This is a genomic window from Enterobacter sp. R4-368, assembly GCF_000410515.1.
In the GTDB taxonomy this organism is placed as follows: domain Bacteria; phylum Pseudomonadota; class Gammaproteobacteria; order Enterobacterales; family Enterobacteriaceae; genus Kosakonia.
Genome location: NC_021500.1, coordinates 3,273,213 through 3,299,276, shown reverse-complemented (window position 1 = coordinate 3,299,276; position 26,064 = coordinate 3,273,213). Strand labels below are relative to the sequence as shown.

General features: G+C 55.4%; 19 protein-coding genes, 1 tRNA gene and 2 rRNA genes. 12 read left to right on the top strand and 10 right to left on the bottom strand.

Annotated features, from left to right (window positions below; genetic code table 11):
- Positions 1-27: 27 nt before the first annotated feature.
- The 3 genes from H650_RS15540 to H650_RS15530 all read right to left on the bottom strand — a co-directional run bounded on the left by H650_RS15540 (position 28) and on the right by H650_RS15530 (position 4,864).
- Positions 28-2,934: ribosomal RNA gene (locus H650_RS15540) — 23S ribosomal RNA — on the bottom strand.
- Positions 2,935-3,164: 230 nt separating this feature from the next.
- Positions 3,165-3,240, bottom strand: a tRNA-Glu gene (locus H650_RS15535).
- Positions 3,241-3,324: 84 nt separating this feature from the next.
- Positions 3,325-4,864: ribosomal RNA gene (locus H650_RS15530) — 16S ribosomal RNA — on the bottom strand.
- The 16S and 23S rRNA genes sit together here with 1 tRNA gene alongside, the layout of an rRNA operon.
- A 575-nt stretch (positions 4,865-5,439) precedes the next feature.
- On the opposite strand from H650_RS15530, the gene purH reads away from it, so the two are divergent.
- Positions 5,440-7,029, top strand: coding sequence for a bifunctional phosphoribosylaminoimidazolecarboxamide formyltransferase/IMP cyclohydrolase (purH, locus tag H650_RS15525; protein ID WP_020456073.1), 1,590 nt, complete (start codon positions 5,440-5,442; stop codon positions 7,027-7,029).
- A 15-nt stretch (positions 7,030-7,044) separates the two neighbouring features.
- Positions 7,045-8,337 (top strand): phosphoribosylamine--glycine ligase, encoded by a 1,293-nt coding sequence (gene purD, locus H650_RS15520; RefSeq protein ID WP_020456072.1) that lies wholly within the window; start codon positions 7,045-7,047, stop codon positions 8,335-8,337.
- Positions 8,338-8,377: 40 nt separating this feature from the next.
- Here purD and H650_RS15515 read toward each other — a convergent pair whose 3' ends face one another.
- The 6 genes from H650_RS15515 to nudC form a co-directional block, all read right to left on the bottom strand.
- Positions 8,378-9,073 (bottom strand): DUF1481 domain-containing protein, encoded by a 696-nt coding sequence (locus tag H650_RS15515; RefSeq protein ID WP_167579022.1) that lies wholly within the window; start codon positions 9,071-9,073, stop codon positions 8,378-8,380.
- Between the two features lie 12 nt (positions 9,074-9,085).
- The gene (hupA, locus tag H650_RS15510; RefSeq protein WP_017460010.1) at positions 9,086-9,358 is read right to left on the bottom strand and encodes a nucleoid-associated protein HU-alpha; all 273 of its coding nucleotides are present in this window, start codon (positions 9,356-9,358) and stop codon (positions 9,086-9,088) included.
- Between the two features lie 186 nt (positions 9,359-9,544).
- Positions 9,545-10,135 carry a YjaG family protein gene (locus H650_RS15505; protein WP_020456071.1) on the bottom strand — a complete coding sequence of 197 codons (591 nt, stop codon included), beginning with the start codon at positions 10,133-10,135 and terminating at the stop codon, positions 9,545-9,547.
- Positions 10,136-10,168: 33 nt separating this feature from the next.
- Positions 10,169-10,849 carry a deoxyribonuclease V gene (gene nfi / locus H650_RS15500; RefSeq protein ID WP_020456070.1) on the bottom strand — a complete coding sequence of 227 codons (681 nt, stop codon included), beginning with the start codon at positions 10,847-10,849 and terminating at the stop codon, positions 10,169-10,171.
- A gap of 9 nt (positions 10,850-10,858) precedes the next feature.
- Positions 10,859-11,923, bottom strand: a complete 1,065-nt coding sequence (hemE, locus tag H650_RS15495) for a uroporphyrinogen decarboxylase (protein WP_020456069.1) — start codon at positions 11,921-11,923, stop codon at positions 10,859-10,861.
- Between the two features lie 39 nt (positions 11,924-11,962).
- Positions 11,963-12,736: an NAD(+) diphosphatase gene (gene nudC / locus H650_RS15490; protein ID WP_020456068.1), complete on the bottom strand. Its 774-nt coding sequence runs from the start codon at positions 12,734-12,736 to the stop codon at positions 11,963-11,965.
- A gap of 83 nt (positions 12,737-12,819) precedes the next feature.
- Here nudC and H650_RS15485 point away from each other — a divergent pair, with 83 nt between their 5' ends.
- The 10 genes from H650_RS15485 to H650_RS15440 all read left to right on the top strand — a co-directional run bounded on the left by H650_RS15485 (position 12,820) and on the right by H650_RS15440 (position 21,580).
- Positions 12,820-13,323 (top strand): Rsd/AlgQ family anti-sigma factor, encoded by a 504-nt coding sequence (locus tag H650_RS15485; RefSeq protein ID WP_020456067.1) that lies wholly within the window; start codon positions 12,820-12,822, stop codon positions 13,321-13,323.
- A gap of 363 nt (positions 13,324-13,686) precedes the next feature.
- On the top strand, positions 13,687-15,579 hold the full coding sequence (gene thiC, locus H650_RS15480) for a phosphomethylpyrimidine synthase ThiC (protein WP_020456066.1): 1,893 nt from the start codon (positions 13,687-13,689) through the stop codon (positions 15,577-15,579).
- Complete coding sequence (thiE, locus tag H650_RS15475) at positions 15,579-16,214, top strand: thiamine phosphate synthase (protein WP_020456065.1); 636 nt, start codon at positions 15,579-15,581, stop codon at positions 16,212-16,214. Before thiC ends, thiE begins: the two co-directional genes overlap by 1 nt.
- Positions 16,207-16,965 carry a HesA/MoeB/ThiF family protein gene (locus tag H650_RS15470; protein WP_020456064.1) on the top strand — a complete coding sequence of 253 codons (759 nt, stop codon included), beginning with the start codon at positions 16,207-16,209 and terminating at the stop codon, positions 16,963-16,965. Before thiE ends, H650_RS15470 begins: the two co-directional genes overlap by 8 nt.
- Positions 16,946-17,146 (top strand): sulfur carrier protein ThiS, encoded by a 201-nt coding sequence (gene thiS / locus H650_RS15465; RefSeq protein WP_017460019.1) that lies wholly within the window; start codon positions 16,946-16,948, stop codon positions 17,144-17,146. Before H650_RS15470 ends, thiS begins: the two co-directional genes overlap by 20 nt.
- A 1-nt stretch (position 17,147) precedes the next feature.
- Positions 17,148-17,918: a thiazole synthase gene (gene thiG / locus H650_RS15460; RefSeq protein WP_020456063.1), complete on the top strand. Its 771-nt coding sequence runs from the start codon at positions 17,148-17,150 to the stop codon at positions 17,916-17,918.
- Positions 17,915-19,069, top strand: a complete 1,155-nt coding sequence (gene thiH, locus H650_RS15455) for a 2-iminoacetate synthase ThiH (RefSeq protein WP_020456062.1) — start codon at positions 17,915-17,917, stop codon at positions 19,067-19,069. Before thiG ends, thiH begins: the two co-directional genes overlap by 4 nt.
- 208 nt (positions 19,070-19,277) lie before the next feature.
- The gene (locus H650_RS15450; protein WP_020456061.1) at positions 19,278-20,807 is read left to right on the top strand and encodes a sensor domain-containing diguanylate cyclase; all 1,530 of its coding nucleotides are present in this window, start codon (positions 19,278-19,280) and stop codon (positions 20,805-20,807) included.
- A gap of 145 nt (positions 20,808-20,952) precedes the next feature.
- Positions 20,953-21,258 (top strand): PTS sugar transporter subunit IIB, encoded by a 306-nt coding sequence (locus H650_RS15445; RefSeq protein ID WP_020456060.1) that lies wholly within the window; start codon positions 20,953-20,955, stop codon positions 21,256-21,258.
- A 4-nt stretch (positions 21,259-21,262) separates the two neighbouring features.
- On the top strand, positions 21,263-21,580 hold the full coding sequence (locus H650_RS15440; RefSeq protein ID WP_020456059.1) for a PTS lactose/cellobiose transporter subunit IIA: 318 nt from the start codon (positions 21,263-21,265) through the stop codon (positions 21,578-21,580).
- Positions 21,581-21,813: 233 nt separating this feature from the next.
- On the opposite strand, the gene rpoC is transcribed toward H650_RS15440, so the two are convergent.
- Positions 21,814-26,037, bottom strand: a complete 4,224-nt coding sequence (rpoC, locus tag H650_RS15435) for a DNA-directed RNA polymerase subunit beta' (RefSeq protein WP_020456058.1) — start codon at positions 26,035-26,037, stop codon at positions 21,814-21,816.
- Positions 26,038-26,064 lie beyond the last annotated feature (27 nt).

The window sequence follows — 26,064 nt, the reverse complement described above, 5'->3', positions numbered from 1 at the left end:
CTCACGCCAAAACATCTTCGGCGTTGTAAGGTTAAGCCTCACGGTTCATTAGTACCGGTTAGCTCAACGCATCGCTGCGCTTACACACCCGGCCTATCAACGTCGTCGTCTTCAACGTTCCTTCAGGAGACTTAAAGTCTCAGGGAGAACTCATCTCGGGGCAAGTTTCGTGCTTAGATGCTTTCAGCACTTATCTCTTCCGCATTTAGCTACCGGGCAGTGCCATTGGCATGACAACCCGAACACCAGTGATGCGTCCACTCCGGTCCTCTCGTACTAGGAGCAGCCCCCCTCAATTCTCCAGCGCCCACGGCAGATAGGGACCGAACTGTCTCACGACGTTCTAAACCCAGCTCGCGTACCACTTTAAATGGCGAACAGCCATACCCTTGGGACCTACTTCAGCCCCAGGATGTGATGAGCCGACATCGAGGTGCCAAACACCGCCGTCGATATGAACTCTTGGGCGGTATCAGCCTGTTATCCCCGGAGTACCTTTTATCCGTTGAGCGATGGCCCTTCCATTCAGAACCACCGGATCACTATGACCTGCTTTCGCACCTGCTCGCGCCGTCACGCTCGCAGTCAAGCCAGCTTATGCCATTGCACTAACCTCCTGATGTCCGACCAGGATTAGCTGACCTTCGTGCTCCTCCGTTACGCTTTAGGAGGAGACCGCCCCAGTCAAACTACCCACCAGACACTGTCCGCAACCCGGATCACGGGTCCACGTTAGAACACCAGCCATTAAAGGGTGGTATTTCAAGGGCGGCTCCACGCAGACTGGCGTCCACGCTTCAAAGCCTCCCACCTATCCTACACATCAAGGACCAGTGTTCAGTGTCAAGCTATAGTAAAGGTTCACGGGGTCTTTCCGTCTTGCCGCGGGTACACTGCATCTTCACAGCGAGTTCAATTTCACTGAGTCTCGGGTGGAGACAGCCTGGCCATCATTACGCCATTCGTGCAGGTCGGAACTTACCCGACAAGGAATTTCGCTACCTTAGGACCGTTATAGTTACGGCCGCCGTTTACCGGGGCTTCGATCAAGAGCTTCTCCTTACGGATGACCCCATCAATTAACCTTCCGGCACCGGGCAGGCGTCACACCGTATACGTCCACTTTCGTGTTTGCACAGTGCTGTGTTTTTAATAAACAGTTGCAGCCAGCTGGTATCTTCGACTGATTTCAGCTCCATCCGCAAGGGACTTCACCTACGTATCAGCGTGCCTTCTCCCGAAGTTACGGCACCATTTTGCCTAGTTCCTTCACCCGAGTTCTCTCAAGCGCCTTGGTATTCTCTACCTGACCACCTGTGTCGGTTTGGGGTACGATTTCGTGTTACCTGATGCTTAGAGGCTTTTCCTGGAAGCAGGGCATTTGTTACTTCAGCACCGTAGTGCCTCGTCATCACGCCTCAGTGTTAAAGTGCTCCGGATTTGCCTGGAGCACACACCTTCACGCTTAAACCGGGACAACCGTCGCCCGGCTAACATAGCCTTCTCCGTCCCCCCTTCGCAGTAACACCAAGTACAGGAATATTAACCTGTTTCCCATCGACTACGCCTTTCGGCCTCGCCTTAGGGGTCGACTCACCCTGCCCCGATTAACGTTGGACAGGAACCCTTGGTCTTCCGGCGAGCGGGCTTTTCACCCGCTTTATCGTTACTTATGTCAGCATTCGCACTTCTGATACCTCCAGCATGCCTCACAGCACACCTTCGCAGGCTTACAGAACGCTCCCCTACCCAACAACGCATAAGCGTCGCTGCCGCAGCTTCGGTGCATGGTTTAGCCCCGTTACATCTTCCGCGCAGGCCGACTCGACCAGTGAGCTATTACGCTTTCTTTAAATGATGGCTGCTTCTAAGCCAACATCCTGGCTGTCTGGGCCTTCCCACATCGTTTCCCACTTAACCATGACTTTGGGACCTTAGCTGGCGGTCTGGGTTGTTTCCCTCTTCACGACGGACGTTAGCACCCGCCGTGTGTCTCCCGTGATAACATTCTCCGGTATTCGTAGTTTGCATCGGGTTGGTAAGCCCGGGATGGCCCCCTAGCCGAAACAGTGCTCTACCCCCGGAGATGAATTCACGAGGCGCTACCTAAATAGCTTTCGGGGAGAACCAGCTATCTCCCGGTTTGATTGGCCTTTCACCCCCAGCCACAAGTCATCCGCTAATTTTTCAACATTAGTCGGTTCGGTCCTCCAGTTAGTGTTACCCAACCTTCAACCTGCCCATGGCTAGATCACCGGGTTTCGGGTCTATACCCTGCAACTTAACGCCCAGTTAAGACTCGGTTTCCCTTCGGCTCCCCTATGCGGTTAACCTTGCTACAGAATATAAGTCGCTGACCCATTATACAAAAGGTACGCAGTCACACCCGAAGGTGCTCCCACTGCTTGTACGTACACGGTTTCAGGTTCTTTTTCACTCCCCTCGCCGGGGTTCTTTTCGCCTTTCCCTCACGGTACTGGTTCACTATCGGTCAGTCAGGAGTATTTAGCCTTGGAGGATGGTCCCCCCATATTCAGACAGGATACCACGTGTCCCGCCCTACTCATCGAGCTCACAGCCTGTGTGCTTTTGTGTACGGGGCTGTCACCCTGTATCGCGCGACTTTCCAGACGCTTCCACTAACACACAAGCTGATTCAGGCTCTGGGCTGCTCCCCGTTCGCTCGCCGCTACTGGGGGAATCTCGGTTGATTTCTTTTCCTCGGGGTACTTAGATGTTTCAGTTCCCCCGGTTCGCCTCATTAACCTATGGATTCAGTTAATGATAGTGTGACGAGTCACACTGGGTTTCCCCATTCGGACATCGCCGGTTATAACGGTTCATATCACCTTACCGGCGCTTTTCGCAGATTAGCACGTCCTTCATCGCCTCTGACTGCCAGGGCATCCACCGTGTACGCTTAGTCGCTTAACCTCACAACCCGAAGATGTTTCGTGAACATCCGCGTGTCGCGAAAATTTGAGAGACTCACAGAACAGTTCGCACTGTTCAGTGTTTCAATTTTCAGCTTGATCCAGATTTTTAAAGAGCAAATATCTCAAACATGACTCGTGAGTCAGTTTTGAGATACATCGGCAGGTGACTTTCACTCACAAACCAGCAAGTGGCGTCCCCTGGGAGGTTTGACCTCATCAGTTAACGCGTGGCGTCCCCTAGGGGATTCGAACCCCTGTTACCGCCGTGAAAGGGCGGTGTCCTGGGCCTCTAGACGAAGGGGACGTAAAGTCTCGCTCGCAAGACGCCTTGCTATTCACTTTTCATCAGACAATCTGTGTGGACACTGCAGGGGCAGGTTCTTTAAGGTAAGGAGGTGATCCAACCGCAGGTTCCCCTACGGTTACCTTGTTACGACTTCACCCCAGTCATGAATCACAAAGTGGTAAGCGCCCTCCCGAAGGTTAAGCTACCTACTTCTTTTGCAACCCACTCCCATGGTGTGACGGGCGGTGTGTACAAGGCCCGGGAACGTATTCACCGTGGCATTCTGATCCACGATTACTAGCGATTCCGACTTCATGGAGTCGAGTTGCAGACTCCAATCCGGACTACGACGCACTTTATGAGGTCCGCTTGCTCTCGCGAGGTCGCTTCTCTTTGTATGCGCCATTGTAGCACGTGTGTAGCCCTGGTCGTAAGGGCCATGATGACTTGACGTCATCCCCACCTTCCTCCAGTTTATCACTGGCAGTCTCCTTTGAGTTCCCGGCCTAACCGCTGGCAACAAAGGATAAGGGTTGCGCTCGTTGCGGGACTTAACCCAACATTTCACAACACGAGCTGACGACAGCCATGCAGCACCTGTCTCACAGTTCCCGAAGGCACCAATCCATCTCTGGAAAGTTCTGTGGATGTCAAGACCAGGTAAGGTTCTTCGCGTTGCATCGAATTAAACCACATGCTCCACCGCTTGTGCGGGCCCCCGTCAATTCATTTGAGTTTTAACCTTGCGGCCGTACTCCCCAGGCGGTCTATTTAACGCGTTAGCTCCGGAAGCCACGCCTCAAGGGCACAACCTCCAAATAGACATCGTTTACGGCGTGGACTACCAGGGTATCTAATCCTGTTTGCTCCCCACGCTTTCGCACCTGAGCGTCAGTCTTCGTCCAGGAGGCCGCCTTCGCCACCGGTATTCCTCCAGATCTCTACGCATTTCACCGCTACACCTGGAATTCTACCTCCCTCTACGAGACTCAAGCCTGCCAGTTTCGGATGCAGTTCCCAGGTTGAGCCCGGGGATTTCACATCCGACTTGACAGACCGCCTGCGTGCGCTTTACGCCCAGTAATTCCGATTAACGCTTGCACCCTCCGTATTACCGCGGCTGCTGGCACGGAGTTAGCCGGTGCTTCTTCTGCGGGTAACGTCAATGAATAAGGTTATTAACCTTACTCCCTTCCTCCCCGCTGAAAGTACTTTACAACCCGAAGGCCTTCTTCATACACGCGGCATGGCTGCATCAGGCTTGCGCCCATTGTGCAATATTCCCCACTGCTGCCTCCCGTAGGAGTCTGGACCGTGTCTCAGTTCCAGTGTGGCTGGTCATCCTCTCAGACCAGCTAGGGATCGTCGCCTAGGTGAGCCGTTACCCCACCTACTAGCTAATCCCATCTGGGCACATCTGATGGCAAGAGGCCCGAAGGTCCCCCTCTTTGGTCTTGCGACGTTATGCGGTATTAGCTACCGTTTCCAGTAGTTATCCCCCTCCATCAGGCAGTTTCCCAGACATTACTCACCCGTCCGCCACTCGTCACCCGAGAGCAAGCTCTCTGTGCTACCGTTCGACTTGCATGTGTTAGGCCTGCCGCCAGCGTTCAATCTGAGCCATGATCAAACTCTTCAATTTAAAAGTTTGATGCTCAATGAATTAAACTTCGTAATGAATTACGTGTTCACTCGTTGAGACTTGGTATTCATTTTTCGTCCGAGGACGTCAAGAATCCAGTCACCCTGAGTGCCCACACAGATTGTCTGATAAATTGTTAAAGAGCAGGTGCGACGCGCTTTAGCGCTCTGTCGCGAGGTGGCGTATATTACGCTTTCCTCTTTCAGAGTCAACCCTGATTTTCAGGATTTTTTCTCTTCAACCGAACCGGCTGTTTGTGTGAAGTGATTCACATCCGCCGTGTCGATGGAGGCGCATTATAGGGAGTTCTCCGCCCCCCGCAATAGAAAAATGACATAAAAATGACTGACTGCTGCATTCCACAACAAAACCCGCCTTTATACCCATTTACACACAGACTTATCCACAATCCGGCAAAAGTACAAAAATTCGCGAGCGCTACGCAAACGTTTTCGTTACAATGCCCGCGCAAAAAACATGAGCCCTCGCTGGGGCATTAGCTAAGTTTTAGGGTCAATAAAGATCCTAATATTTAGCTAACGCTCTCTGTTAAAGACAAATCCAGGGGATTTACCATGCAACAACGTCGTCCAGTCCGCCGCGCTTTGCTCAGTGTTTCTGACAAGGCCGGTATTGTCGAATTCGCACAGGCGCTCTCTCAGCGTGGCGTAGAACTGCTCTCTACCGGCGGCACCGCGCGTCTGCTGGCGGAAAAAGGTCTGCCAGTGACTGAAGTTTCCGACTACACCGGTTTTCCGGAAATGATGGATGGACGCGTGAAAACCCTGCATCCGAAAGTACATGGCGGCATTCTGGGTCGTCGCGGGCAGGATGACGCAATCATGGCAGAACATGCAATTGCGCCGATCGATATGGTGGTCGTTAACCTTTATCCATTCGCCGAGACCGTCGCGCGTGAAGGTTGCTCACTGGAAGATGCGGTAGAGAATATTGATATCGGCGGTCCGACTATGGTGCGCTCCGCCGCGAAGAACCATAAAGATGTCGCTATCGTTGTAAAGAGCAGCGACTACACCGCCATTATTAATGAAATGGATGCCAACGAAGGTTCACTTCTGCTTGCCACCCGTTTCGACCTGGCGATTAAAGCGTTTGAACACACCGCGGCGTACGACAGCATGATTGCCAACTACTTCGGCAGCCTGGTTCCGGCCTATCACGGCGAAAGAAAAGAACCCGCCGGTCGCTTCCCGCGTACCCTGAATCTGAACTTCATTAAAAAGCAGGATATGCGCTACGGCGAAAACAGCCACCAGCAAGCCGCCTTCTATATAGAAGAAGAGATCAAAGAGGCCTCCGTTGCCACCGCGCAGCAGCTGCAAGGCAAAGCGCTCTCCTATAACAATATTGCCGACACCGATGCGGCGCTGGAGTGCGTGAAAGAGTTCAGCGAACCGGCGTGTGTGATTGTGAAACACGCCAATCCTTGCGGCGTTGCGGTTAGCGGTTCAATTCTGGAGGCTTACGATCGCGCTTATAAAACCGATCCAACCTCCGCATTCGGCGGCATCATCGCTTTTAACCGTGAGCTGGACGCTGAAACCGCCCAGGCGATCATTTCTCGCCAGTTTGTTGAAGTGATCATCGCCCCGTCCGCCAGCGAAGAGGCGCTGAAAATTACCGCCGCTAAGCAGAATGTCCGCGTACTGGTCTGCGGCGAGTGGACGCAGCGTGTTCCGGGACTCGATTTCAAACGCGTCAACGGCGGTCTGCTGGTTCAGGACAGAGATCTCGGCATGGTAAGCGCAAGTGAACTGCTCGTCGTCAGCAAACGCCAACCGACCGAGCAGGAGCTGCGTGATGCGCTGTTCTGCTGGAAAGTAGCGAAATTCGTCAAATCCAACGCCATTGTCTACGCGAAAGAAAACATGACCATCGGCATTGGCGCAGGCCAGATGAGCCGCGTCTACTCGGCGAAAATCGCCGGGATCAAAGCCGGTGACGAAGGACTGGAAGTGAAAGGTTCCGCCATGGCTTCTGACGCGTTCTTCCCGTTCCGCGACGGCATTGATGCCGCCGCCGCTGTTGGCGTGACCTGCGTTATTCAGCCTGGCGGCTCCATCCGCGATGACGAAGTCATTGCCGCCGCCGACGAACACGGCATTGCGATGATTTTCACCGACATGCGTCACTTCCGCCATTAATCCACGGAGCAGACAATGAAAGTATTAGTAATTGGCAACGGCGGGCGCGAACACGCGCTGGCATGGAAAGCCGCGCAGTCACCGCTGGTTGATACCGTTTTTGTCGCACCGGGTAACGCCGGTACGGCACTGGAACCGACGCTGCAAAACGTCGCGATTGGCGCAACCGACATCCCGGCGCTGCTGAGCTTTGCGCAGAACGAGAAGATCGATCTGACTATCGTTGGCCCGGAAGCACCGCTGGTAATCGGCGTGGTCGACGCGTTTCGCGCGGCCGGTCTGAAGATTTTTGGCCCAACGCAGGGTGCCGCGCAGCTGGAAGGCTCCAAAGCATTCACCAAAGACTTCCTCGCGCGCCACAATATTCCGACCGCCGAGTACCAGAATTTTACCGACATCGAGCCTGCGCTGGCTTACCTGCGTGAGAAAGGCGCGCCTATCGTGATCAAGGCCGATGGTCTGGCGGCGGGCAAAGGCGTGATCGTCGCCATGACGCTCGAAGAAGCCGAAGCAGCGGTTCACGATATGCTGGCAGGCAATGCTTTTGGCGACGCGGGCCACCGCATTGTGATTGAAGAGTTTCTCGATGGCGAAGAAGCCAGCTTTATCGTGATGGTTGACGGCGAACACGTGCTGCCAATGGCCACCAGCCAGGATCACAAACGCGTCGGGGATGGCGATACCGGCCCGAATACCGGCGGTATGGGTGCTTACTCGCCTGCGCCAGTGGTGACGGATGAAGTGCATCAGCGCACCATGGAACGCGTCATATGGCCAACCGTGCGCGGCATGGCGGCAGAAGGCAATACCTACACCGGTTTCCTGTATGCCGGGCTGATGATCGATAAGCAGGGCAACCCGAAAGTTATCGAGTTCAACTGCCGCTTTGGCGATCCGGAAACACAGCCAATTATGCTGCGCATGCAGTCTGACCTGGTGGAGCTGTGCCTGGCCGCGTGTGAAGGCAAGCTGGATGAGAAAACCTCAGAGTGGGATAGTCGCGCATCGCTGGGCGTTGTGGTTGCAGCCGGTGGTTACCCGGGCAACTACCGCAATGGCGATGTCATCCACGGTTTACCGCTGGAAGAAGTGGCTGACGGTAAAGTGTTCCACGCAGGCACCAAACTCTCTGCCGACGACCAGGTGCTGACCAACGGAGGGCGCGTGCTGTGCGTTACCGCGCTGGGTGACACCGTCGCCGAAGCGCAGCAGCGCGCGTATGCCTTAATGACCGATATTCACTGGGATGGCAGCTTCAGCCGCCGGGATATTGGTTACCGCGCAATTGCGCGCGAGCAAGGCAAGTAACTCTCGCCCTTTCACCCTCTCTCCACCGGGGAGAGGGTTTTCAGAAATTCTTTTCCGTCGGCTGCCAGCGGCAGAAATCCGCATTCGCCACCAGCAATAGCTGCGCGCCTTCCGGCGCTTCCAGCCATGCGACGCTTACCGCAACCGCAGAGCGGTTCTGACGCTGCTCAATACGGTTTAAGGCGTAATCATCCAGATCGGGTTTCACGGTCTGCCCTTCACAGGTCTGTACCGTATGGTTGGCCTGCCAGCGCCCCTGACGCAGGATCACTCGCCCCTGACGCAGCGCGTCACTGGTCTGGCGGATCTGCTCTGCCCGGTAGCGATACAGCGCGACCTGGTCGCTGGAAAGTTGCTGTTTCTGCCCGTCGACCTCACGCTGCATAAAGCTCAGCTCGCCGCGATCGTCAAAACGGACGCGAATATGCTCCGGCGGTTTACCGTAAACATTGAGTTCAATGAGAGTTAACGTATCGCCCTGCCAGCGGTATTCGCTAAGCGATGTATTCCCGTGGTGCCACGGGCTAAATGCGGCGAGCAAGTGCGTCTCACCGTCTGAATCTTTACGCCAGATCCGCACTGCGCCCTGATCGCCGGCAAACCCGCTGGCGGTAAAAGGCGGTAAGGAGGAGTCATGGCTGCAGGCTGTCAGTAACAGCGCTGCGCCCGCCAACAACAGCGGGCGACGCCAGAATGACAAAAGGGGCGAAACCGCCCCTTCGACAAAACTGTTCACTGCCACGCGGTCTTACTTAACTGCGTCTTTCAGTGCTTTACCAGAAACAAATGCCGGCACGTTAGCTGCGGCGATTTTGATTTCTTTACCGGTCTGCGGGTTGCGGCCAGTACGCTCAGCGCGGTGGTTCACTTTGAAGGTACCGAAACCAACCAGTTGTACCGCATCACCTGCTTTCAGAGACTCAGTAACGGCAGCCAGGGTGGATTCCAGTGCAGCTTTCGCTTGCGCTTTAGACAGATCAGCCTTGTCTGCAATTACATCAATCAGTTGAGTCTTGTTCATAAGTTATCCTTTCAATGTGTTTATCGCTTGCTAAGCATCGAGTGCGACGGAAATGCCTCAAAAGCACTCTCCTGCATACACGCACCGATAGCCACTTATTTTCGCCCCCCAAATGTAGACCAGACGAGGGTATTAAGGGAAGCCTTCAGGCACGACAAAACAGGCGTTAAATCACGTTTTATTGTCTCATTGCTGCAAATTTATACCGATATTGCTCTCACCGACCTCACGCAGGTCTGCGCGCAGCCCTTTAATCAGCTCAATATCGCGTTCTTCGCAGGCTGCCAGAAGGCGGAAAATCTCCCACTGAATATCCCATTCTTGCTCAACAGCCGGGTTTTCCCGCAGCTCTTCGTCGGTCATTTCACGTCCCTGCTGGGTCATTTCCAGCATCGCAACGGTAGTGATCGACGTTTTACTGACCTCGATTGCATGCTCCAGCGTTTCACCGCTCAGGCGCGAATGAATCAGTTCACTGAGCGCCACGCAGGCATCAATGGCCGGGTAAACACCGTACAGATCGTAGTCATCCGCCGCCGGAATCGCCTCTTCCAGTTTCTCCAGCTGGCTGTCGAAGTTTACTTTCGCGTCTTTGACGATCTGCGTTTCCCACACCAGGTCAAGGATCCGCCGGTAAAGCTGCGCGTCGCCAAACTCTGTCTGCTGGCAGAACATGGCGTAATTGGGGTACATACGCTCGCACAGGCAAGCCATAAAGACGACGTGCTGCCAGCTTTCCAGCTTTTCCAGACGCAGGTGAATTGGGTTTTGTAACATGATCGTTTCTCAAAATCGGTAATGCGCGGCAGTTTACCTGATATTGCGCTGAATTGCCTGCCAACGCGTAAACGCGGGCCGTCCGGATGCCACCGCGTCCGCCCAGCGCGTCGGTTCCGGTAACCGGTAGCCTTTCATGCAACGCTGCACCCACGCGAGCGCGCTATCCTGGCTGACACGATGCCCGGTGGTGACAAACAGCGGATTGCAGCGCGCCTTGCTGCGCCACACCCAGGCGAGCTTCTCACCTTTATCCATCAACGGGGAGAGCGCACCCGGCTCGTCCGCCAGCGGTTCGAACTTGCCACACAGCCGCTTTTTCGCCACGCCAATAGTAGGTACATCGACCAGCAAACCAAAATGGCTGGCAACACCGAGACGGCGCGGATGGGAAATACCGTGGCCATCGACAAACAGCAAATCGGGTTTTTGCGACAGCTGCTCCCACGCCGCCAGCAGCGCCGGGTATTCACGAAAAGAAAGGAAACCAGGGATATAAGGCATGGTGGTGGCGATACGCGCCACCTGATATTCAATCAGCTCCAGCGAAGGCCAGGAGAGCAGCACCATCGCCGCTCGCGTCACTTCTCCACCCTGCTCAAAACCGACATCGGCCCCGCCGATCAATGTGGGCGGATCTTTATCCAGACGATCCTCACGGATCACCGAAGAAGCCAGTTCAAGTTGTTGTGCGCGTAGTGACGCGAGATCCATACTCTCTCCTTACTGATGCCAGGAGGCCGACAGGCGGTGCACCGCCTCGACAAATACTCCTGCATGTTCCGGCGGGACATCCTGATGAATGCCGTGACCGAGGTTAAACACATGACCTTCGCCTTTGCCGAAGCCCGCGAGAATCGTCGCGACCTCTTCTTCAATGCGCGCAGGCGGCGCGTAAAGCATAGACGGGTCCATATTGCCTTGCAGCGCAACTTTATGACCAACGCGACGGCGTGCATCGGCAATATCGGTTGTCCAGTCGAGGCCCAGCGCATCACAGCCTGTTTCTGCCATTGCTTCCAGCCACTGCTCGCCGCCTTTGGTGAATAACGTCACCGGCACGCGGCGGCCTTCGTTTTCACGCAGCAAGCCATCGACAATTTTATGCATGTAGTAGAGCGAGAATTGCTGATAATCGCGCCCGGTCAACACACCGCCCCAGGTGTCGAAAATCATCACTGACTGTGCGCCCGCGCGGATCTGCGCGTTGAGGTACAGCGTGACGCTCTGCGCCAGCTTATCCAGTAGCGCATGCAGCGTGTGCGGCTCGGCGTACATCATTTTTTTAATCAGAGTAAACGCTTTGCTGCTGCCGCCTTCCACCATATAAGTCGCCAGTGTCCACGGGCTACCGGAAAAACCGATCAGCGGCACTTCACCTTTCAGCTCACGGCGAATGGTGCGCACGGCGTTCATCACGTAGCCCAGCTCGTTTTCCGGGTCTGGCACCGGCAGCTTATCAACATCCGCTTTGCAGGTGATGGGCGAGGTAAAACGCGGCCCTTCCCCGGCTTCGAAATAGAGGCCAAGCCCCATCGCATCTGGCACGGTAAGGATGTCGGAGAAAAGAATAGCCGCATCAAGCGGGTAGCGGCGCAGCGGCTGTAAGGTCACTTCGCAGGCCAGCTCGGCGTTTTTGCACAGCGACATAAAATCGCCTGCTTGCGCGCGGGTCGCTTTATATTCCGGTAAATAGCGGCCTGCCTGGCGCATCATCCACACCGGGGTCATATCTACTGGCTGGCGCTGAAGCGCGCGCAGGTAACGATCGTTTTTCAGTTCGGTCATTGTCAGTTCCTCAAGCGTCAGGCCGCCAGTATATACACCTTATTCGTCGTCTGCCCGACACATCGCCACCGTATCCTCGATAAGGCGGCGCGCAACCGTACCCGGAGGCGGTAACAGCGGCAAGTTGTCATAGCGATACCAGCCCGCATCCAGTAACTCTTTCGGGTCAATGCGGATTTCGCCGCTGTCATATTCCGCCATAAATGCGGTCATCAGCGATTGCGGAAACGGCCACGGTTGCGAGGTGACATAACGCAAATTCCTCACTTTGATGCCGCTCTCTTCCATCACTTCACGCGCCACCGCCTGTTCAAGGGTTTCGCCCACTTCGACGAAACCGGCGAGCACCGTGTAAATGCCATTGCGATGGCGCGTGTGCTGCGCCAGCAAAATGCTGTCATCACGGCGAATGGCGACAATGATGCAAGGGGCGATTTGCGGGTAATAGCGCTCGCGGCAGTGATCGCACAGCATTGCCCATTCGGTTTTACTGGGGTGCATGGTGTGCCCGCAGTAACCGCAAAACTGGTGTGAACGATAAAATTCCGCCAGTTGCACGCCACGGCCCGCCAGTTGAAAAAGCCCCACATCTTGATCGATAAGCAGGCGCACGGATCCCATATCCTGGCGACGATTCTGGCGGATCATCCATACCGCTTCGCCCTGCCACTCGCCAATGTGAAGCGCGCTCTGCCCCACAAGATCGAAATTTCCTGCCTTGCCGTGTGGTAATTCCCCGCCGGGCATCCATAATTTTTGTTCATGGCTGACGATCCACCAGCCCTGATCGTGTGCTTCAATAATACGTACCATTTGGTGCACTACCTTCGCTTTACTGGCATGTTATTAACATTATTATTACATCGTTTTGATCTTACATATTTGCGGAGCCATTTATGCTAAACCAGTTAGAAAGCCTGACAGAGCGCGTTGGAGGAAGTAACAAACTTGTCGACCATTGGCTGCAAGCACGTAAGCAACTGCTTGTTTCTTATTACAATCTGGTTGGCATTAAACCTGGCAAAGGATCCTACATGCAGCTTAACGAAAAAGCGCTGGACGATTTTTGCCACAACCTGGTGGAATACCTTTCCGCAGGTCACTTCAATATTTATGAACGCATCATTAGCGAATTGGAAGGGAGCAGCCCACTTTTAGCGGCGACGCAGCTTTACCCAATGCTTGAAGCGAATACTGTAGAAATCATGAACTATTACGACTCCAGCCTGGAAAACGCCATTGATGACGATAACTGTCTGGAGTTCCAGCAAGCGCTTTCCGATATCGGCGAAGCGCTGGCCGCCCGCTTTACCCTGGAAGACAAGTTAATCGTGCTGGCCTTTGATAACAACATCAAAGAGAGCGCCAACGACGAAAGCGGTGTCGCGCGACCGGCTTGAGTTCTTAAACATTAACGCGTAATTTAAAAAGCAGTCCCCGTCTTCGGACGGGTTTTTCTTGTCGGAGTGCCTATATTTCCACAACATCATTCGCGATGCGTCGAGACGGCAAGTTCGTGAATCCCCAGGAGCTTACATCAAGTAAGTGACTGTGGTGAGCGAACGCAGCCAACACAGGGCAGCGTGAAGGATGAAGGGGAAAAGGCTGAGACCGTTAATTCGGGATCCGCGGAACCTGATCAGGTTAAAACCTGCGAAGGGAACAAGAGTAATCCATTCACGTCAACCACCCTCACGGGCGGTTGCTGCCATTACTCCATCCGTCGTCTGACAAGCCATATCCTTTACATTCTGGAATGAGCTATGTCTGCAAAACTTACACGCCGTGAACAACGCGCCCAGGCGCAACACTTCATCGACACACTGGAAGGCACCGCTTTCCCCAACTCGCGCCGCATCTACATCACCGGTTCGCAACCCGATATCCGCATTCCGATGCGCGAAATCCAGCTGAGCCCGACGCTTACCGGCGGCACAAAAGAACACCCACAGTTTGAAGAGAATGAAGCGGTGCCGGTGTACGACACCTCGGGCCCGTATGGCGATCCGGATATTGCGATTGATGTCCAGCAAGGGCTGGCGAAACTGCGCGCACCGTGGATTGCCGCCCGTGATGACAGCGAAACACTGGAACAGCGCAGCTCTGTCTATACCAACGAACGGCTGGCCGATGATGGCCTCGACGAATTGCGTTTTAGCGGTTTACTGACGCCGCGCCGCGCGAAACCCGGCCAGCGCGTCACGCAACTGCACTATGCGCGCAAAGGCATCGTCACGCCGGAAATGGAGTTTATCGCCATTCGCGAAAACATGGGCCGCGAGCGCATTCGCAGCGAAGTGTTGCGTAAGCAGCATCCGGGCGAAGGTTTTGGCGCACGCCTACCGGAAAACATCACCCCGGAATTTGTGCGCGATGAAGTCGCCGCCGGGCGGGCGATTATCCCGGCCAATATTAACCACCCGGAATCGGAGCCAATGATCATTGGCCGCAACTTCCTGGTGAAGGTGAACGCCAATATCGGTAATTCGGCGGTGACTTCCTCGATCGAAGAAGAGGTGGAAAAGCTGGTCTGGTCGACGCGCTGGGGCGCGGACACGGTCATGGATTTATCCACCGGGCGTTATATCCACGAAACCCGCGAATGGATCCTGCGTAACAGCCCGGTGCCGATCGGTACAGTGCCGATCTACCAGGCGCTGGAGAAGGTTAACGGGATCGCCGAAGATCTTACCTGGGAAGCATTTCGCGACACCCTGCTGGAACAGGCGGAGCAAGGGGTGGACTATTTCACCATCCACGCGGGCGTGCTGCTGCGCTATGTGCCCATGACCGCGCAGCGCCTGACCGGCATTGTCTCGCGCGGTGGCTCAATTATGGCGAAATGGTGCCTCTCCCATCATCAGGAAAACTTCCTCTACACCCATTTTCGCGAGATCTGCGAAATCTGCGCCGCTTATGACGTTTCGCTATCGCTGGGCGATGGCTTGCGCCCAGGCTCCATTCAGGACGCCAACGACGAAGCGCAATTTGCCGAGCTGCATACGCTTGGCGAACTGACGAAAATTGCCTGGGAGTATGACGTTCAGGTGATGATTGAAGGCCCGGGGCATGTACCAATGCAGATGATCCGCCGCAATATGACCGAAGAACTGGAGCACTGCCACGAAGCGCCATTCTATACGCTGGGGCCGCTAACCACCGATATCGCGCCGGGCTATGACCATTTCACCTCTGGTATTGGCGCGGCGATGATTGGCTGGTTTGGCTGCGCGATGCTCTGTTATGTCACGCCCAAAGAGCACCTCGGCTTACCCAATAAAGAGGACGTTAAACAGGGGCTGATTACCTACAAAATCGCCGCTCACGCCGCTGACCTGGCCAAAGGCCACCCTGGCGCGCAGATCCGCGACAACGCCATGTCGAAAGCGCGTTTTGAGTTCCGCTGGGAGGATCAATTCAACCTTGCGCTCGACCCGTTTACCGCGCGCGCCTACCACGATGAAACGCTGCCGCAGGAATCCGGCAAAGTGGCGCACTTCTGCTCTATGTGCGGGCCGAAATTCTGTTCGATGAAAATCTCGCAAGAGGTGCGTGACTACGCGGCAACCCAGGCGATTGAAGTCGGTATGGTGGATAAATCCAGCGACTTCCGCGCACGCGGCGGTGAGATCTACCTGAAGAGGGAGGAAGCCTGATGTATCAGCCCGATTTCCCGCCGGTGCCCTTCCGCCTCGGCCTTTACCCGGTGGTCGACAGCGTCGACTGGATTGCCCGTTTACTGGATGCGGGCGTGCGCACGCTGCAACTGCGCATCAAGGATAAACGCGACGAGGACGTTGAAGCGGATGTGATGGCAGCCATCGCGCTTGGCCGTCGCGTTAATGCGCGGCTGTTTATTAACGATTACTGGCGACTGGCGATCAAACACCAGGCTTACGGTGTGCATCTTGGTCAGGAAGATCTGGAAACGACCGACTTAAGCGCCATTCGTGCAGCGGGTTTGCGCCTTGGCGTCTCCACCCATGACGATATGGAAATCGACGTGGCGCTGGCGGCCCGCCCCTCTTACATCGCGCTGGGCCATGTCTTTCCCACGCAAACCAAACAGATGCCTTCTGCGCCGCAGGGACTGGAACAGCTGGCGCATCACGTTGCACGGCTGAAAGATTATCCAACCGTTGCTATTGGCGGTATCAGCCTTGCGCGTGCGCCGGATGTGTTGGCAACCGGCGTGGGCAGTATTGCGGTGGTCAGCGCCATCACCCGGGCGGATAACTGGCAACAGGCAACCCAGCAATTACTGCAACTGGCGGGGGTGGGCGATGAATGATCGTGACTTTATGCGCTACAGCCGCCAGATCCTGCTGGAGGATATCGCGGTTACCGGCCAGCAAAAATTGCTCGCCAGCCGGGTATTAATTATCGGCCTCGGCGGTCTTGGCGCACCGGCGGCGGTCTACCTTGCTGGCGCAGGGATCGGCACGCTGGTGCTGGCGGATGACGACGCCGTACACCTGAGCAATTTGCAGCGACAGATTTTATTTACCACCGATGATATCAACCAGCCGAAAACCCAGGTCACCGCGCAGCGCCTGCACAGATTAAACCCAGATATCGAGCTGATTACGCTCCAGCAGCGCTTGAGCGGTGAGGCGTTGCACCAGCAAGTTCAGCAGGCCGATGTGGTGCTCGACTGTAGCGACAACATGCTGACACGCCAGGCGATCAACGCTGCCTGCGTGGCGCTGGAGACACCGCTTATCACCGCCAGCGCAGTCGGTTTTGGCGGCCAGTTGATGGTGCTGACGCCGCCCTGGCAGCAGGGCTGCTACCGCTGTTTATGGCCGGACGACAGCGAGCCAGAACGCAACTGTCGCACCGCCGGTATTGTTGGCCCGGTGGTCGGCATTATGGGTGCCATGCAGGCGCTGGAAACCATTAAATTGTTGAACGGGCTGCACACCACCAGCGGTGAGCTGCGCCTGTTCGACGCGCGCACCAATCTTTGGCGCACGCTGGCGCTGCACGCTTCCCGCCAGTGCCCGGTTTGTGGAGGGCGACATGCAAATACGCTTCAATGACGAGTCGATGAACTGCGTCGCCGGGCTTTCCGTCGCCACCCTGCTTGAGCAACTCAATCAGCTCAAACCGGGTGTCGCGCTGGCCGTTAATCAACAGATCCTGCCGCGTGAGCAGTGGGAAAACCATCTTGTGCAGGACGGCGATCACATCCTGCTGTTTCAGGTTATCGCAGGGGGCTGAGATGTTACGTATTGCAGAAAAAGAGTTCACTTCACGGCTGTTTACCGGCACCGGCAAGTTCGCCACACCGCAACTGATGGTCGATGCGATTCATGCGTCGGGCAGCGAACTGGTAACGCTGGCGATGAAGCGCGTCGACCTGCGCCAGCGCACCGATATGCTGTTGCAACCCTTGCTGGATGCGGGTGTGACGTTGCTGCCTAACACCTCCGGGGCGAAAAACGCCGAAGAGGCCATTTTCGCCGCCCAACTGGCACGGGAAGCACTCGGCACGCACTGGCTAAAACTGGAAATTCATCCGGACGCCCGCTGGCTGCTGCCCGATCCGATTGAAACCTTGCGCGCGGCGGAAAAACTGGTGCAGATGGGTTTTGTGGTTCTGCCCTATTGCGGTGCCGATCCGGTGCTGTGTAAACGGCTTGAAGAGGTGGGCTGCGCGGCAGTCATGCCGCTGGGCGCACCGATCGGCTCCAACCAGGGGCTGGAAACCCGCGCCATGCTGGAGATTATTATCGAGCAGGCGAATGTGCCAGTGGTGGTCGATGCCGGGATCGGCGCGCCCAGCCACGCGGCGCAGGCGCTGGAGATGGGGGCTGACGCGGTGCTGGTCAATACCGCGATCGCGGTCGCCGACGACCCGGTCAACATGGCGCGCGCTTTTCGCCTGGCTGTCGAGGCCGGAACACTGGCCCGCCAGGCCGTACCAGGCGCCCGCCAGCGTTACGCGCAGGCCACCAGCCCGCTCACCGGTTTCCTGGAGGAAACATTATGAGCACCTTCACCGACCGCTGGAGGCAACTGGACTGGGACGATATCCGCCTGCGCATCCACAGCAAAACCGCCGCCGATGTTGAACGCGCACTCAATGCCCGGCAACTGACGCGCGACGATATGATGGCGCTGCTCTCCCCCGCCGCCGCCGGTTTTCTTGAACCGATGGCACAGCAAGCACAGCGGCTCACGCGCCAGCGTTTTGGCAACACCGTCAGTTTTTATGTTCCGCTTTATCTCTCTAACCTTTGCGCCAATGACTGCACCTATTGCGGGTTTTCGATGAGCAATCACCTGAAGCGCAAAACGCTGGATGAGCAGGAGATTGCGCGGGAATGCGCGGCCATACGCGAACTGGGGTTTGAGCATCTGTTGCTGGTCACCGGTGAGCATCAGGGCAAAGTCGGGATGGACTACTTTCGCCGCCATATGCCGGCGATCCGCCGCCAGTTCGCCTCGTTGCAAATGGAAGTGCAGCCGCTTTCCGAGCCGGAGTACACCGAGCTGAAAACCCTTGGTCTTGATGGCGTAATGGTCTACCAGGAGACGTACCACGAAAGCCAGTATGCACGTCACCATCTGCGCGGTAAAAAACAGGACTTCTTCTGGCGGCTGGAGACGCCGGACAGGCTGGGCCGCGCGGGTATCGACAAGATTGGCCTCGGTGCGTTAATGGGCCTGTCCGACAGTTGGCGAGTGGATTGCTATATGGTTGCCGAACATTTGCTGTGGCTACAACAGCGCTACTGGAAAAGTCGTTATTCCATCTCCTTCCCCCGCCTGCGCCCTTGCGCGGGCGGCGTGGAGCCTGCGTCAGTGATGGATGAGCGGCAACTGGTGCAAACCATTTGCGCGTTTCGCCTGCTGGCACCGGACACGGAGTTGTCGCTATCCACGCGCGAATCACCGCACTTTCGCGATCATGTTATTCCGCTGGCGATTAATAACGTAAGCGCGTTTTCCAAAACGCAGCCGGGCGGCTATGCCGACAATCACCCGGAGCTGGAGCAATTTTCGCCCCATGATGAGCGCCGCCCGCAGGACGTTGCCGATGCGCTGATCGCCCGTGGGCTGCAACCGGTGTGGAAAGACTGGGATAGCTGGCTGGGACGTGCGCCGCAAAAAAGCCGCAACGCGCAGATAACGGGTTAATACTTTCCCGGCCTGCTACGTAAAAGCAAAATCGGGCGATGGTGGCTTGTCGCCCGAACCTTCATGCTTGCGCTGTCAGGTTATGAGACTGACCGGAGCGGGCGCTCTTCCTCTCTTCCGCTCCGCCTTACTCACATCAGGTACGCTATCTTTTGCGCAGCCCCTATACTGATATCTGTTCCTCTTTTGCATGTTCAAGGATAAGAAAATGCATAGCAAACAACTTTCATTTACAAGACCAATTCTGGTGAGCCTTGCCGGGATCCTCCTCAGTTTTGTGATAATCGCGCTCATGATTATCGCCGGTATGCGTAAAGAGACGCTGGAGGAGTACCACGATGTGAATCGCAATTTCGCGCATAACCTGGCGGTGAATTACACCCAGTCGATGCTGCGTGAAAACGACTATGTTCTCAATCGCGCCGCCGCATTCTTCGCCCATGACGATCAGTTAGACGTCACCGTGAACGGCGATCGGGACAAGGGACTGAAATTGCTGATGCAGTTGCTGGCGCTGATGCCCTCGGTATCGTCGATCTCTCTCGCCGACTCGCGCGGCGTTTACCTGCGCGCGCCACAGGTTATGGGCAGCGGTGAAAATTTCAATGCCAGTACGCGTCCGTGGTTTATGCACCAGGCGGAAGCCAGCATGTTTAATCACTATACCCGCAGCTACATGGATTTTTTTACCCATAACCCGATAGTGAGCATTTATAAACCGGTGATAGCGCCGGACGGTAAATTAAAAGGGACGCTGGCTTTTCACCTTGATCTGGCCTCAATGGGTTTCACCCTGCGCACCATGCAACCCCCGATGCCTGGCGAATTCTTCGTTATCGACGGCGAAGGCAAAGCGATGCTACACCCGGACACTGGCGCGTTATTCAAAACACTCGTCAGCCCGACAATACTCGCAGCGATGACCAGTGCTGAAGGCGCGCTTTTCGATGAAAAAAATGCGTGCTGGTATTACTACTACGCCTTCACCAACCCGGAATGGTTTGTGATCTATAAAGTATCCGCCAGCACACTGGATAAACGCGTTCACCATCAGCTTCAGCTTGTCGGTTGGGGATTCACCACGGCGGCAGTGTTTATCATTCTGTTTGGCCTCTATTTACGCCACAGCTCGCGCACGGTGCTGCTCAACATAATCGATGCGATAAAAACCGGTGATGTAACCCGCGCCCCACGGCTCGAAGCGATGTTGAGTAAAGCGATTGAAAGCAGTAAAGAGCGGGAACAAACGTGGGTGCGGCAGGCGACCATGGATGCGCTGACCAATTGTAAAAATCGCCGCGCCTTTGATGCCGATATTGCCGCGCTGATGAACGATCATCAGCCGTTTGCTCTGGCGCTGGTGGATATCGATAATTTCAAATCCATTAACGACACCTGGGGACATTTGAATGGCGACATCGTGCTGCGCAACGTGGCGCGCGAAGGCATTCAGATCTTGCAGCCGCAGGGGATTTCGCTCTATCGCTACGGTGGCGAAGAGTTCGCGGTGATTTTCCCACATGCGCATATCGATAACGCGCAGGCGCTACTGGAGCAGTGGCGGGTGAAAGTGGAGAACCGTACATGGCGCGAGAAAGAGCTGTCGGTCACGTTTAGCGCTGGTTTGGGTGAGTGGAACATGGAACCGCTGAACCAGCTGGTCGGCCGTGTGGATGAAGCGCTTTATAAAGCGAAGCAGCAAGGTAAGAACCGAATTCTACTGGTGAATCACCCATAGCCAGGCGGCGCGTCGCAAGGTTGCAACCGGTTTCATGTTATGCAGGGATTCTTTGTGATGCCCTACACACAATCGCGGTAAAGCGGTTGTTGAACCCAACAGCGCGGGATAATTATCACCTATCCCATCAACACCGAGGCTGACTATGAAAAACATCGTTTTATGCTGTGCAGCGGGTATGTCCACCAGCATGTTGGTGCAACGCATGAAAGACGCGGCGCAGAAAAAAGGCGTCGAGGTCACTATCAAAGCGGTTCCTGTTGCGGAATTTAAAGATGAAATTGCAACAGCGGATATCGTGTTGCTGGGGCCGCAGGTGAAATACGAGCAGGCAAAATTGCAGGCGCAGGCGGAACCGCTGGGCAAGAAAGTGGCGGTGATCGATATGATGGATTACGGCATGATGAAAGGCGATGTCGTTCTGGAAAAAGCCCTTAAGCTACTGGAGTGAATGCGTGGAAGATTTAGAAACCATCATTATGGAGTTGTTGGTTAACGCGGGCGCGGCGCGTAGCCAGGCATTAACCGCGTTACAAATGGCGCGTAAAGGCGATTTTGCTGAAGCAGAAAAAGCGATGGAAGAGTCGCGCGAATTCGTGAAAGCCGCGCATAAAATTCAAACCCAGCTTATCGGGCTCGATGAAGGCACCGGTAAGCTGCCGGTGAATTTGATCACCGTTCATTCGCAGGATCACCTGATGAACGCAATGGTGATTCAGGATCTGGCGACCGATATGATCGAGCTTTACCGCCGCCTGCCGCCGCGAGATTAAGACATCGTTTCCCTTCGACTACTATGCCCGCTCTGGCGGGCTTTTTTTCGCGCAGCGAAAAGTCGTGACGTGTTTTCCCCATGTAATTGCACAACATGTCATTCGGGATGGTGCAGAGAAATGCCGCTGTCCGGCGCCTATACAACCCGTCCTGCTACGCGATCGCGGTCTTAAGCCGCGGATTTCAGACGAAAAAAAACCCGCCGAAGCGGGTTTTTTATTACGCGAAACGATTACTCGTTGTCGGAACCACCCAGACCTGCGTTCAGCAGTTCTGCCAGGCTCGCGGACGCGTCTTCCGCAGTCACCTGCGGTGCTGCCGGCAGTTCGCCAGCGGCGCGACGGCGCATACGATCCTGGTGGTACGCATAACCAGTACCGGCCGGGATCAGACGACCCACGATGACGTTCTCTTTCAGACCGCGCAGTTCGTCGCGTTTGCCCGCAACGGCTGCTTCGGTAAGCACACGAGTGGTCTCCTGGAACGATGCCGCGGAGATGAAGGACTCGGTTGCCAGAGACGCTTTGGTGATACCCAGCAGATCGCGTGCATAGGTTGCACCGATTTTGCCTGCTGCTTCCAGCTCGCGGTTAGCGATCTTGACGCGAGAGTATTCAACCTGCTCACCTTCCAGGAAGTCGGAGCTTCCTGCGTTAACGATGGTGGCTTTACGCAGCATCTGACGAACGATAACTTCGATGTGCTTATCGTTGATCTTAACGCCCTGCAGACGGTAAACGTCCTGTACTTCGTTGGTGATATAACGCGTTACCGCGTGTACGCCACGAAGACGCAGAATGTCATGCGGTGCTTCCGGACCGTCGGAAACCACGTCACCACGTTCTACACGTTCACCTTCAAACACGTTGAGCTGACGCCATTTCGGAATCATCTCTTCGTACGGATCGCTACCGTCAACCGGCGTGATCACCAGACGGCGTTTACCTTTGGTCTCTTTACCGAAGGAGATGATACCGCTGATTTCCGCCAGGATTGCCGGCTCTTTCGGACGACGTGCTTCGAACAGATCCGCAACGCGCGGCAGACCACCGGTAATATCCTTGGTACCGCCGGATTCCTGCGGAATACGCGCCAGGGTGTCACCGGAGCTGATCTGAACGCCATCTTCCAGCTGAACAATCGCTTTACCCGGCAGGAAGTACTGGGCAGGCATATCGGTGCCCGGGATCAGTACGTCGTTGCCATTAGCGTCAACGATTTTCAGTGCCGGACGCAGGTCTTTACCGCCAGAGGTACGCTCTGCAGAGTCCAGAACCACCAGCGAAGAGAGACCGGTCAGTTCGTCGGTCTGACGAGTAATCGTCTGGCCGTCGATCATATCGGTGAAGCGGATGAAACCAGCCACTTCAGTGATAACCGGCATGGTGTGCGGATCCCAGTTTGCAACGGTTTCACCGCCGGCAACCTGCTCGCCATCACCCTTCGCCATTACCGCACCGTAAGGCACTTTATAGCTTTCTTTGGTACGACCGAATTCGTCGATCAGTTTCAGCTCAGTGTTACGGGAGGTGATAACCAGTTTGCCGCTGGAGTTCACAACCGTCTTCGCGTTGCTCAGGCGGATGCTACCTTTGTTTTTCACCTGGATGCTGGATTCAGCAGCCGCACGAGATGCCGCACCACCGATGTGGAACGTACGCATCGTCAGCTGTGTACCCGGCTCACCGATGGACTGTGCCGCGATAACGCCGATGGCTTCACCTTTGTTGATGATGTGGCCACGCGCCAGGTCACGACCATAGCAGTGGGCGCACACACCAAAGTCGGTGTCACACGATACAACGGAACGCACTTTCACTGAGTCAACAGAGTTCGCTTCCAGCAGATCACACCACTGTTCGTGCAGCAGCGTATTGCGCGGAACCAGAATATCTGCAGTACCCGGCTTCAGAATGTCTTCTGCGGTTACACGACCCAGAACGCGATCGCGCAGCGGCTCTTTAACATCGCCACCTTCGATAACCGGCGTCATGGTGATGCCTTCCAGCGTGCCACAATCGTCTTCGGTTACGACCAGATCCTGTGCCACGTCTACCAGACGACGGGTCAGGTAACCGGAGTTCGCGGTTTTCAGTGCGGTATCCGCCAGACCTTTACGCGCACCGTGCGTGGAGATGAAGTACTGGAGTACGTTCAGACCTTCACGGAAGTTCGCGGTGATCGGCGTTTCGATGATGGAGCCATCCGGCTTCGCCATCAGACCACGCATACCAGCAAGCTGACGAATCTGGGCTGCAGAACCACGCGCACCGGAGTCGGCCATCATGTAGATGCTGTTAAAGGAAACCTGCTGCTCTTCAACGCCGTCACGGTTAATAACGGTTTCAGTTTGCAGGTTATCCATCATCGCTTTGGATACGCGATCGTTCGCCGCGGCCCAAATATCGATAACTTTGTTATAGCGTTCGCCAGCGGTCACCAGACCAGACTGGAACTGCTCCTGGATCTCAGCAACTTCGGCTTCCGCTTCGCTGATGATCTCGTGTTTTTTCGCCGGGATGACCATGTCATCGATACCAACGGATGCACCTGAACGCGCTGCATATGCAAAGCCGGTGTACATCGTCTGGTCAGCAAAAATAACGGTCGGCTTCAGGCCCAGAATGCGGTAACAGGTGTTCAGCATTTTGGAGATAGCCTTCTTGCCCAGCGCCTGGTTGACGATGGAGAAAGGCAGACCTTTCGGAACGATCATCCACAGAATCGCACGGCCAACGGTCGTGTCTTTCAGGCTGGTTTTCGCTACGAATTCGCCATTAGCGTCTTTTTCGTACTCGGTGATACGCACTTTAACGCGCGCATGCAGAGAGGCCAGGCCAGCGCGGTAAATACGCTCAGCTTCTTTCGGGCCAGTCAGCACCATGCCTTCGCCTTTGGCGTTAACACAGTCACGGGTCATGTAGTACAGACCCAGTACAACGTCCTGAGACGGAACGATGATAGGTTCGCCGTTCGCCGGAGACAGAATGTTGTTGGTGGACATCATCAGCGCACGCGCTTCCAACTGGGCTTCCAGCGTCAGCGGTACGTGAACAGCCATCTGGTCACCATCGAAGTCGGCGTTATATGCCGCACAGACCAGCGGGTGCAGCTGGATAGCTTTACCTTCGATCAGTACCGGTTCAAACGCCTGGATACCCAGACGGTGCAGTGTTGGTGCACGGTTCAGCAGTACCGGGTGTTCGCGGATAACTTCGTCCAGGATATCCCAAACGACAGCTTCTTCGCGCTCAACCATTTTCTTCGCGGCTTTGATGGTGGTGGCGAGGCCACGCAGTTCCAGCTTGCCGTAGATGAACGGTTTGAACAGCTCCAGTGCCATTTTCTTCGGCAGACCGCACTGATGCAGACGCAGGTATGGACCTACGGTGATTACAGAACGACCGGAATAGTCAACACGCTTACCGAGCAGGTTCTGACGGAAACGACCCTGTTTACCTTTGATCATATCGGCCAAAGATTTCAGCGGACGTTTGTTGGAACCGGTGATCGCACGACCGCGACGGCCGTTATCCAGCAGGGCGTCAACCGCTTCCTGCAGCATACGTTTTTCGTTGCGTACGATGATATCCGGCGCCGCCAGATCCAGCAGGCGTTTCAGACGGTTGTTACGGTTGATCACGCGACGGTACAGATCGTTCAGATCCGACGTTGCGAAACGACCACCATCCAGCGGAACCAGCGGACGCAGATCCGGCGGCAGCACTGGCAGAACAGTCAGGATCATCCACTCCGGTTTGTTACCAGACTGTACGAACGCTTCCAGCAGTTTGATACGCTTGGTCAGCTTCTTACGTTTGGTTTCAGAGTTGGTTTCGTTCAGCTCTTCGCGCAGCTGTTCGCACTCTTGCTCCAGATCCATGCTTTTCAGCAGGGCCTGAATAGCTTCGGCGCCCATTTTCGCGTCGAATTCGTCACCGAACTCTTCCAGCGCGTCCAAGTACTGTTCTTCGGTCAGGATCTGGTTACGTTCCAGATTGGTCATACCGCCTTCGATAACCACATAGGATTCGAAGTACAGAACACGTTCGATATCGCGCAGCGGCATATCCAGCAGCAGGCCGATACGGGACGGCAGAGATTTCAGGAACCAAATGTGGGCGGTCGGAGACGCCAGCTCGATGTGGCCCATGCGCTCACGACGCACTTTCGTCTGGGTCACTTCAACGCCGCACTTCTCACAGATCACACCACGGTGTTTCAGGCGCTTGTACTTACCGCACAGGCACTCGTAATCTTTTACTGGCCCGAAAATACGCGCACAGAAAAGGCCGTCACGCTCAGGTTTGAACGTACGGTAGTTGATGGTTTCCGGCTTCTTAACTTCACCAAAAGACCATGAACGGATCATGTCTGGCGATGCCAGAGCAATTTTGATCGCATCAAACTCTTCGGTTTTAGTTTGCGCTTTCAGAAACTTTAATAAGTCTTTCACGGATTTGCTCCCGTCGGAGTTAGCACA

What these genes read in the sequence shown, in the direction of transcription:
- nudC (WP_020456068.1), bottom strand. Translation starts at nt 12,736, where the DNA reads ATGGTACGTATTATTGAAGCACACGATCAGGGCTGGTGGATCGTCAGC.
- H650_RS15470 (WP_020456064.1), top strand. Translation starts at nt 16,207, where the DNA reads ATGAATGATCGTGACTTTATGCGCTACAGCCGCCAGATCCTGCTGGAG.
- purH (WP_020456073.1), top strand. Translation starts at nt 5,440, where the DNA reads ATGCAACAACGTCGTCCAGTCCGCCGCGCTTTGCTCAGTGTTTCTGAC.
- hemE (WP_020456069.1), bottom strand. Translation starts at nt 11,923, where the DNA reads ATGACCGAACTGAAAAACGATCGTTACCTGCGCGCGCTTCAGCGCCAG.
- H650_RS15485 (WP_020456067.1), top strand. Translation starts at nt 12,820, where the DNA reads ATGCTAAACCAGTTAGAAAGCCTGACAGAGCGCGTTGGAGGAAGTAAC.
- thiS (WP_017460019.1), top strand. Translation starts at nt 16,946, where the DNA reads ATGCAAATACGCTTCAATGACGAGTCGATGAACTGCGTCGCCGGGCTT.
- nfi (WP_020456070.1), bottom strand. Translation starts at nt 10,849, where the DNA reads ATGGATCTCGCGTCACTACGCGCACAACAACTTGAACTGGCTTCTTCG.
- H650_RS15450 (WP_020456061.1), top strand. Translation starts at nt 19,278, where the DNA reads ATGCATAGCAAACAACTTTCATTTACAAGACCAATTCTGGTGAGCCTT.
- purD (WP_020456072.1), top strand. Translation starts at nt 7,045, where the DNA reads ATGAAAGTATTAGTAATTGGCAACGGCGGGCGCGAACACGCGCTGGCA.
- H650_RS15445 (WP_020456060.1), top strand. Translation starts at nt 20,953, where the DNA reads ATGAAAAACATCGTTTTATGCTGTGCAGCGGGTATGTCCACCAGCATG.
- H650_RS15505 (WP_020456071.1), bottom strand. Translation starts at nt 10,135, where the DNA reads ATGTTACAAAACCCAATTCACCTGCGTCTGGAAAAGCTGGAAAGCTGG.
- hupA (WP_017460010.1), bottom strand. Translation starts at nt 9,358, where the DNA reads ATGAACAAGACTCAACTGATTGATGTAATTGCAGACAAGGCTGATCTG.
- thiE (WP_020456065.1), top strand. Translation starts at nt 15,579, where the DNA reads ATGTATCAGCCCGATTTCCCGCCGGTGCCCTTCCGCCTCGGCCTTTAC.
- thiH (WP_020456062.1), top strand. Translation starts at nt 17,915, where the DNA reads ATGAGCACCTTCACCGACCGCTGGAGGCAACTGGACTGGGACGATATC.
- thiG (WP_020456063.1), top strand. Translation starts at nt 17,148, where the DNA reads ATGTTACGTATTGCAGAAAAAGAGTTCACTTCACGGCTGTTTACCGGC.
- thiC (WP_020456066.1), top strand. Translation starts at nt 13,687, where the DNA reads ATGTCTGCAAAACTTACACGCCGTGAACAACGCGCCCAGGCGCAACAC.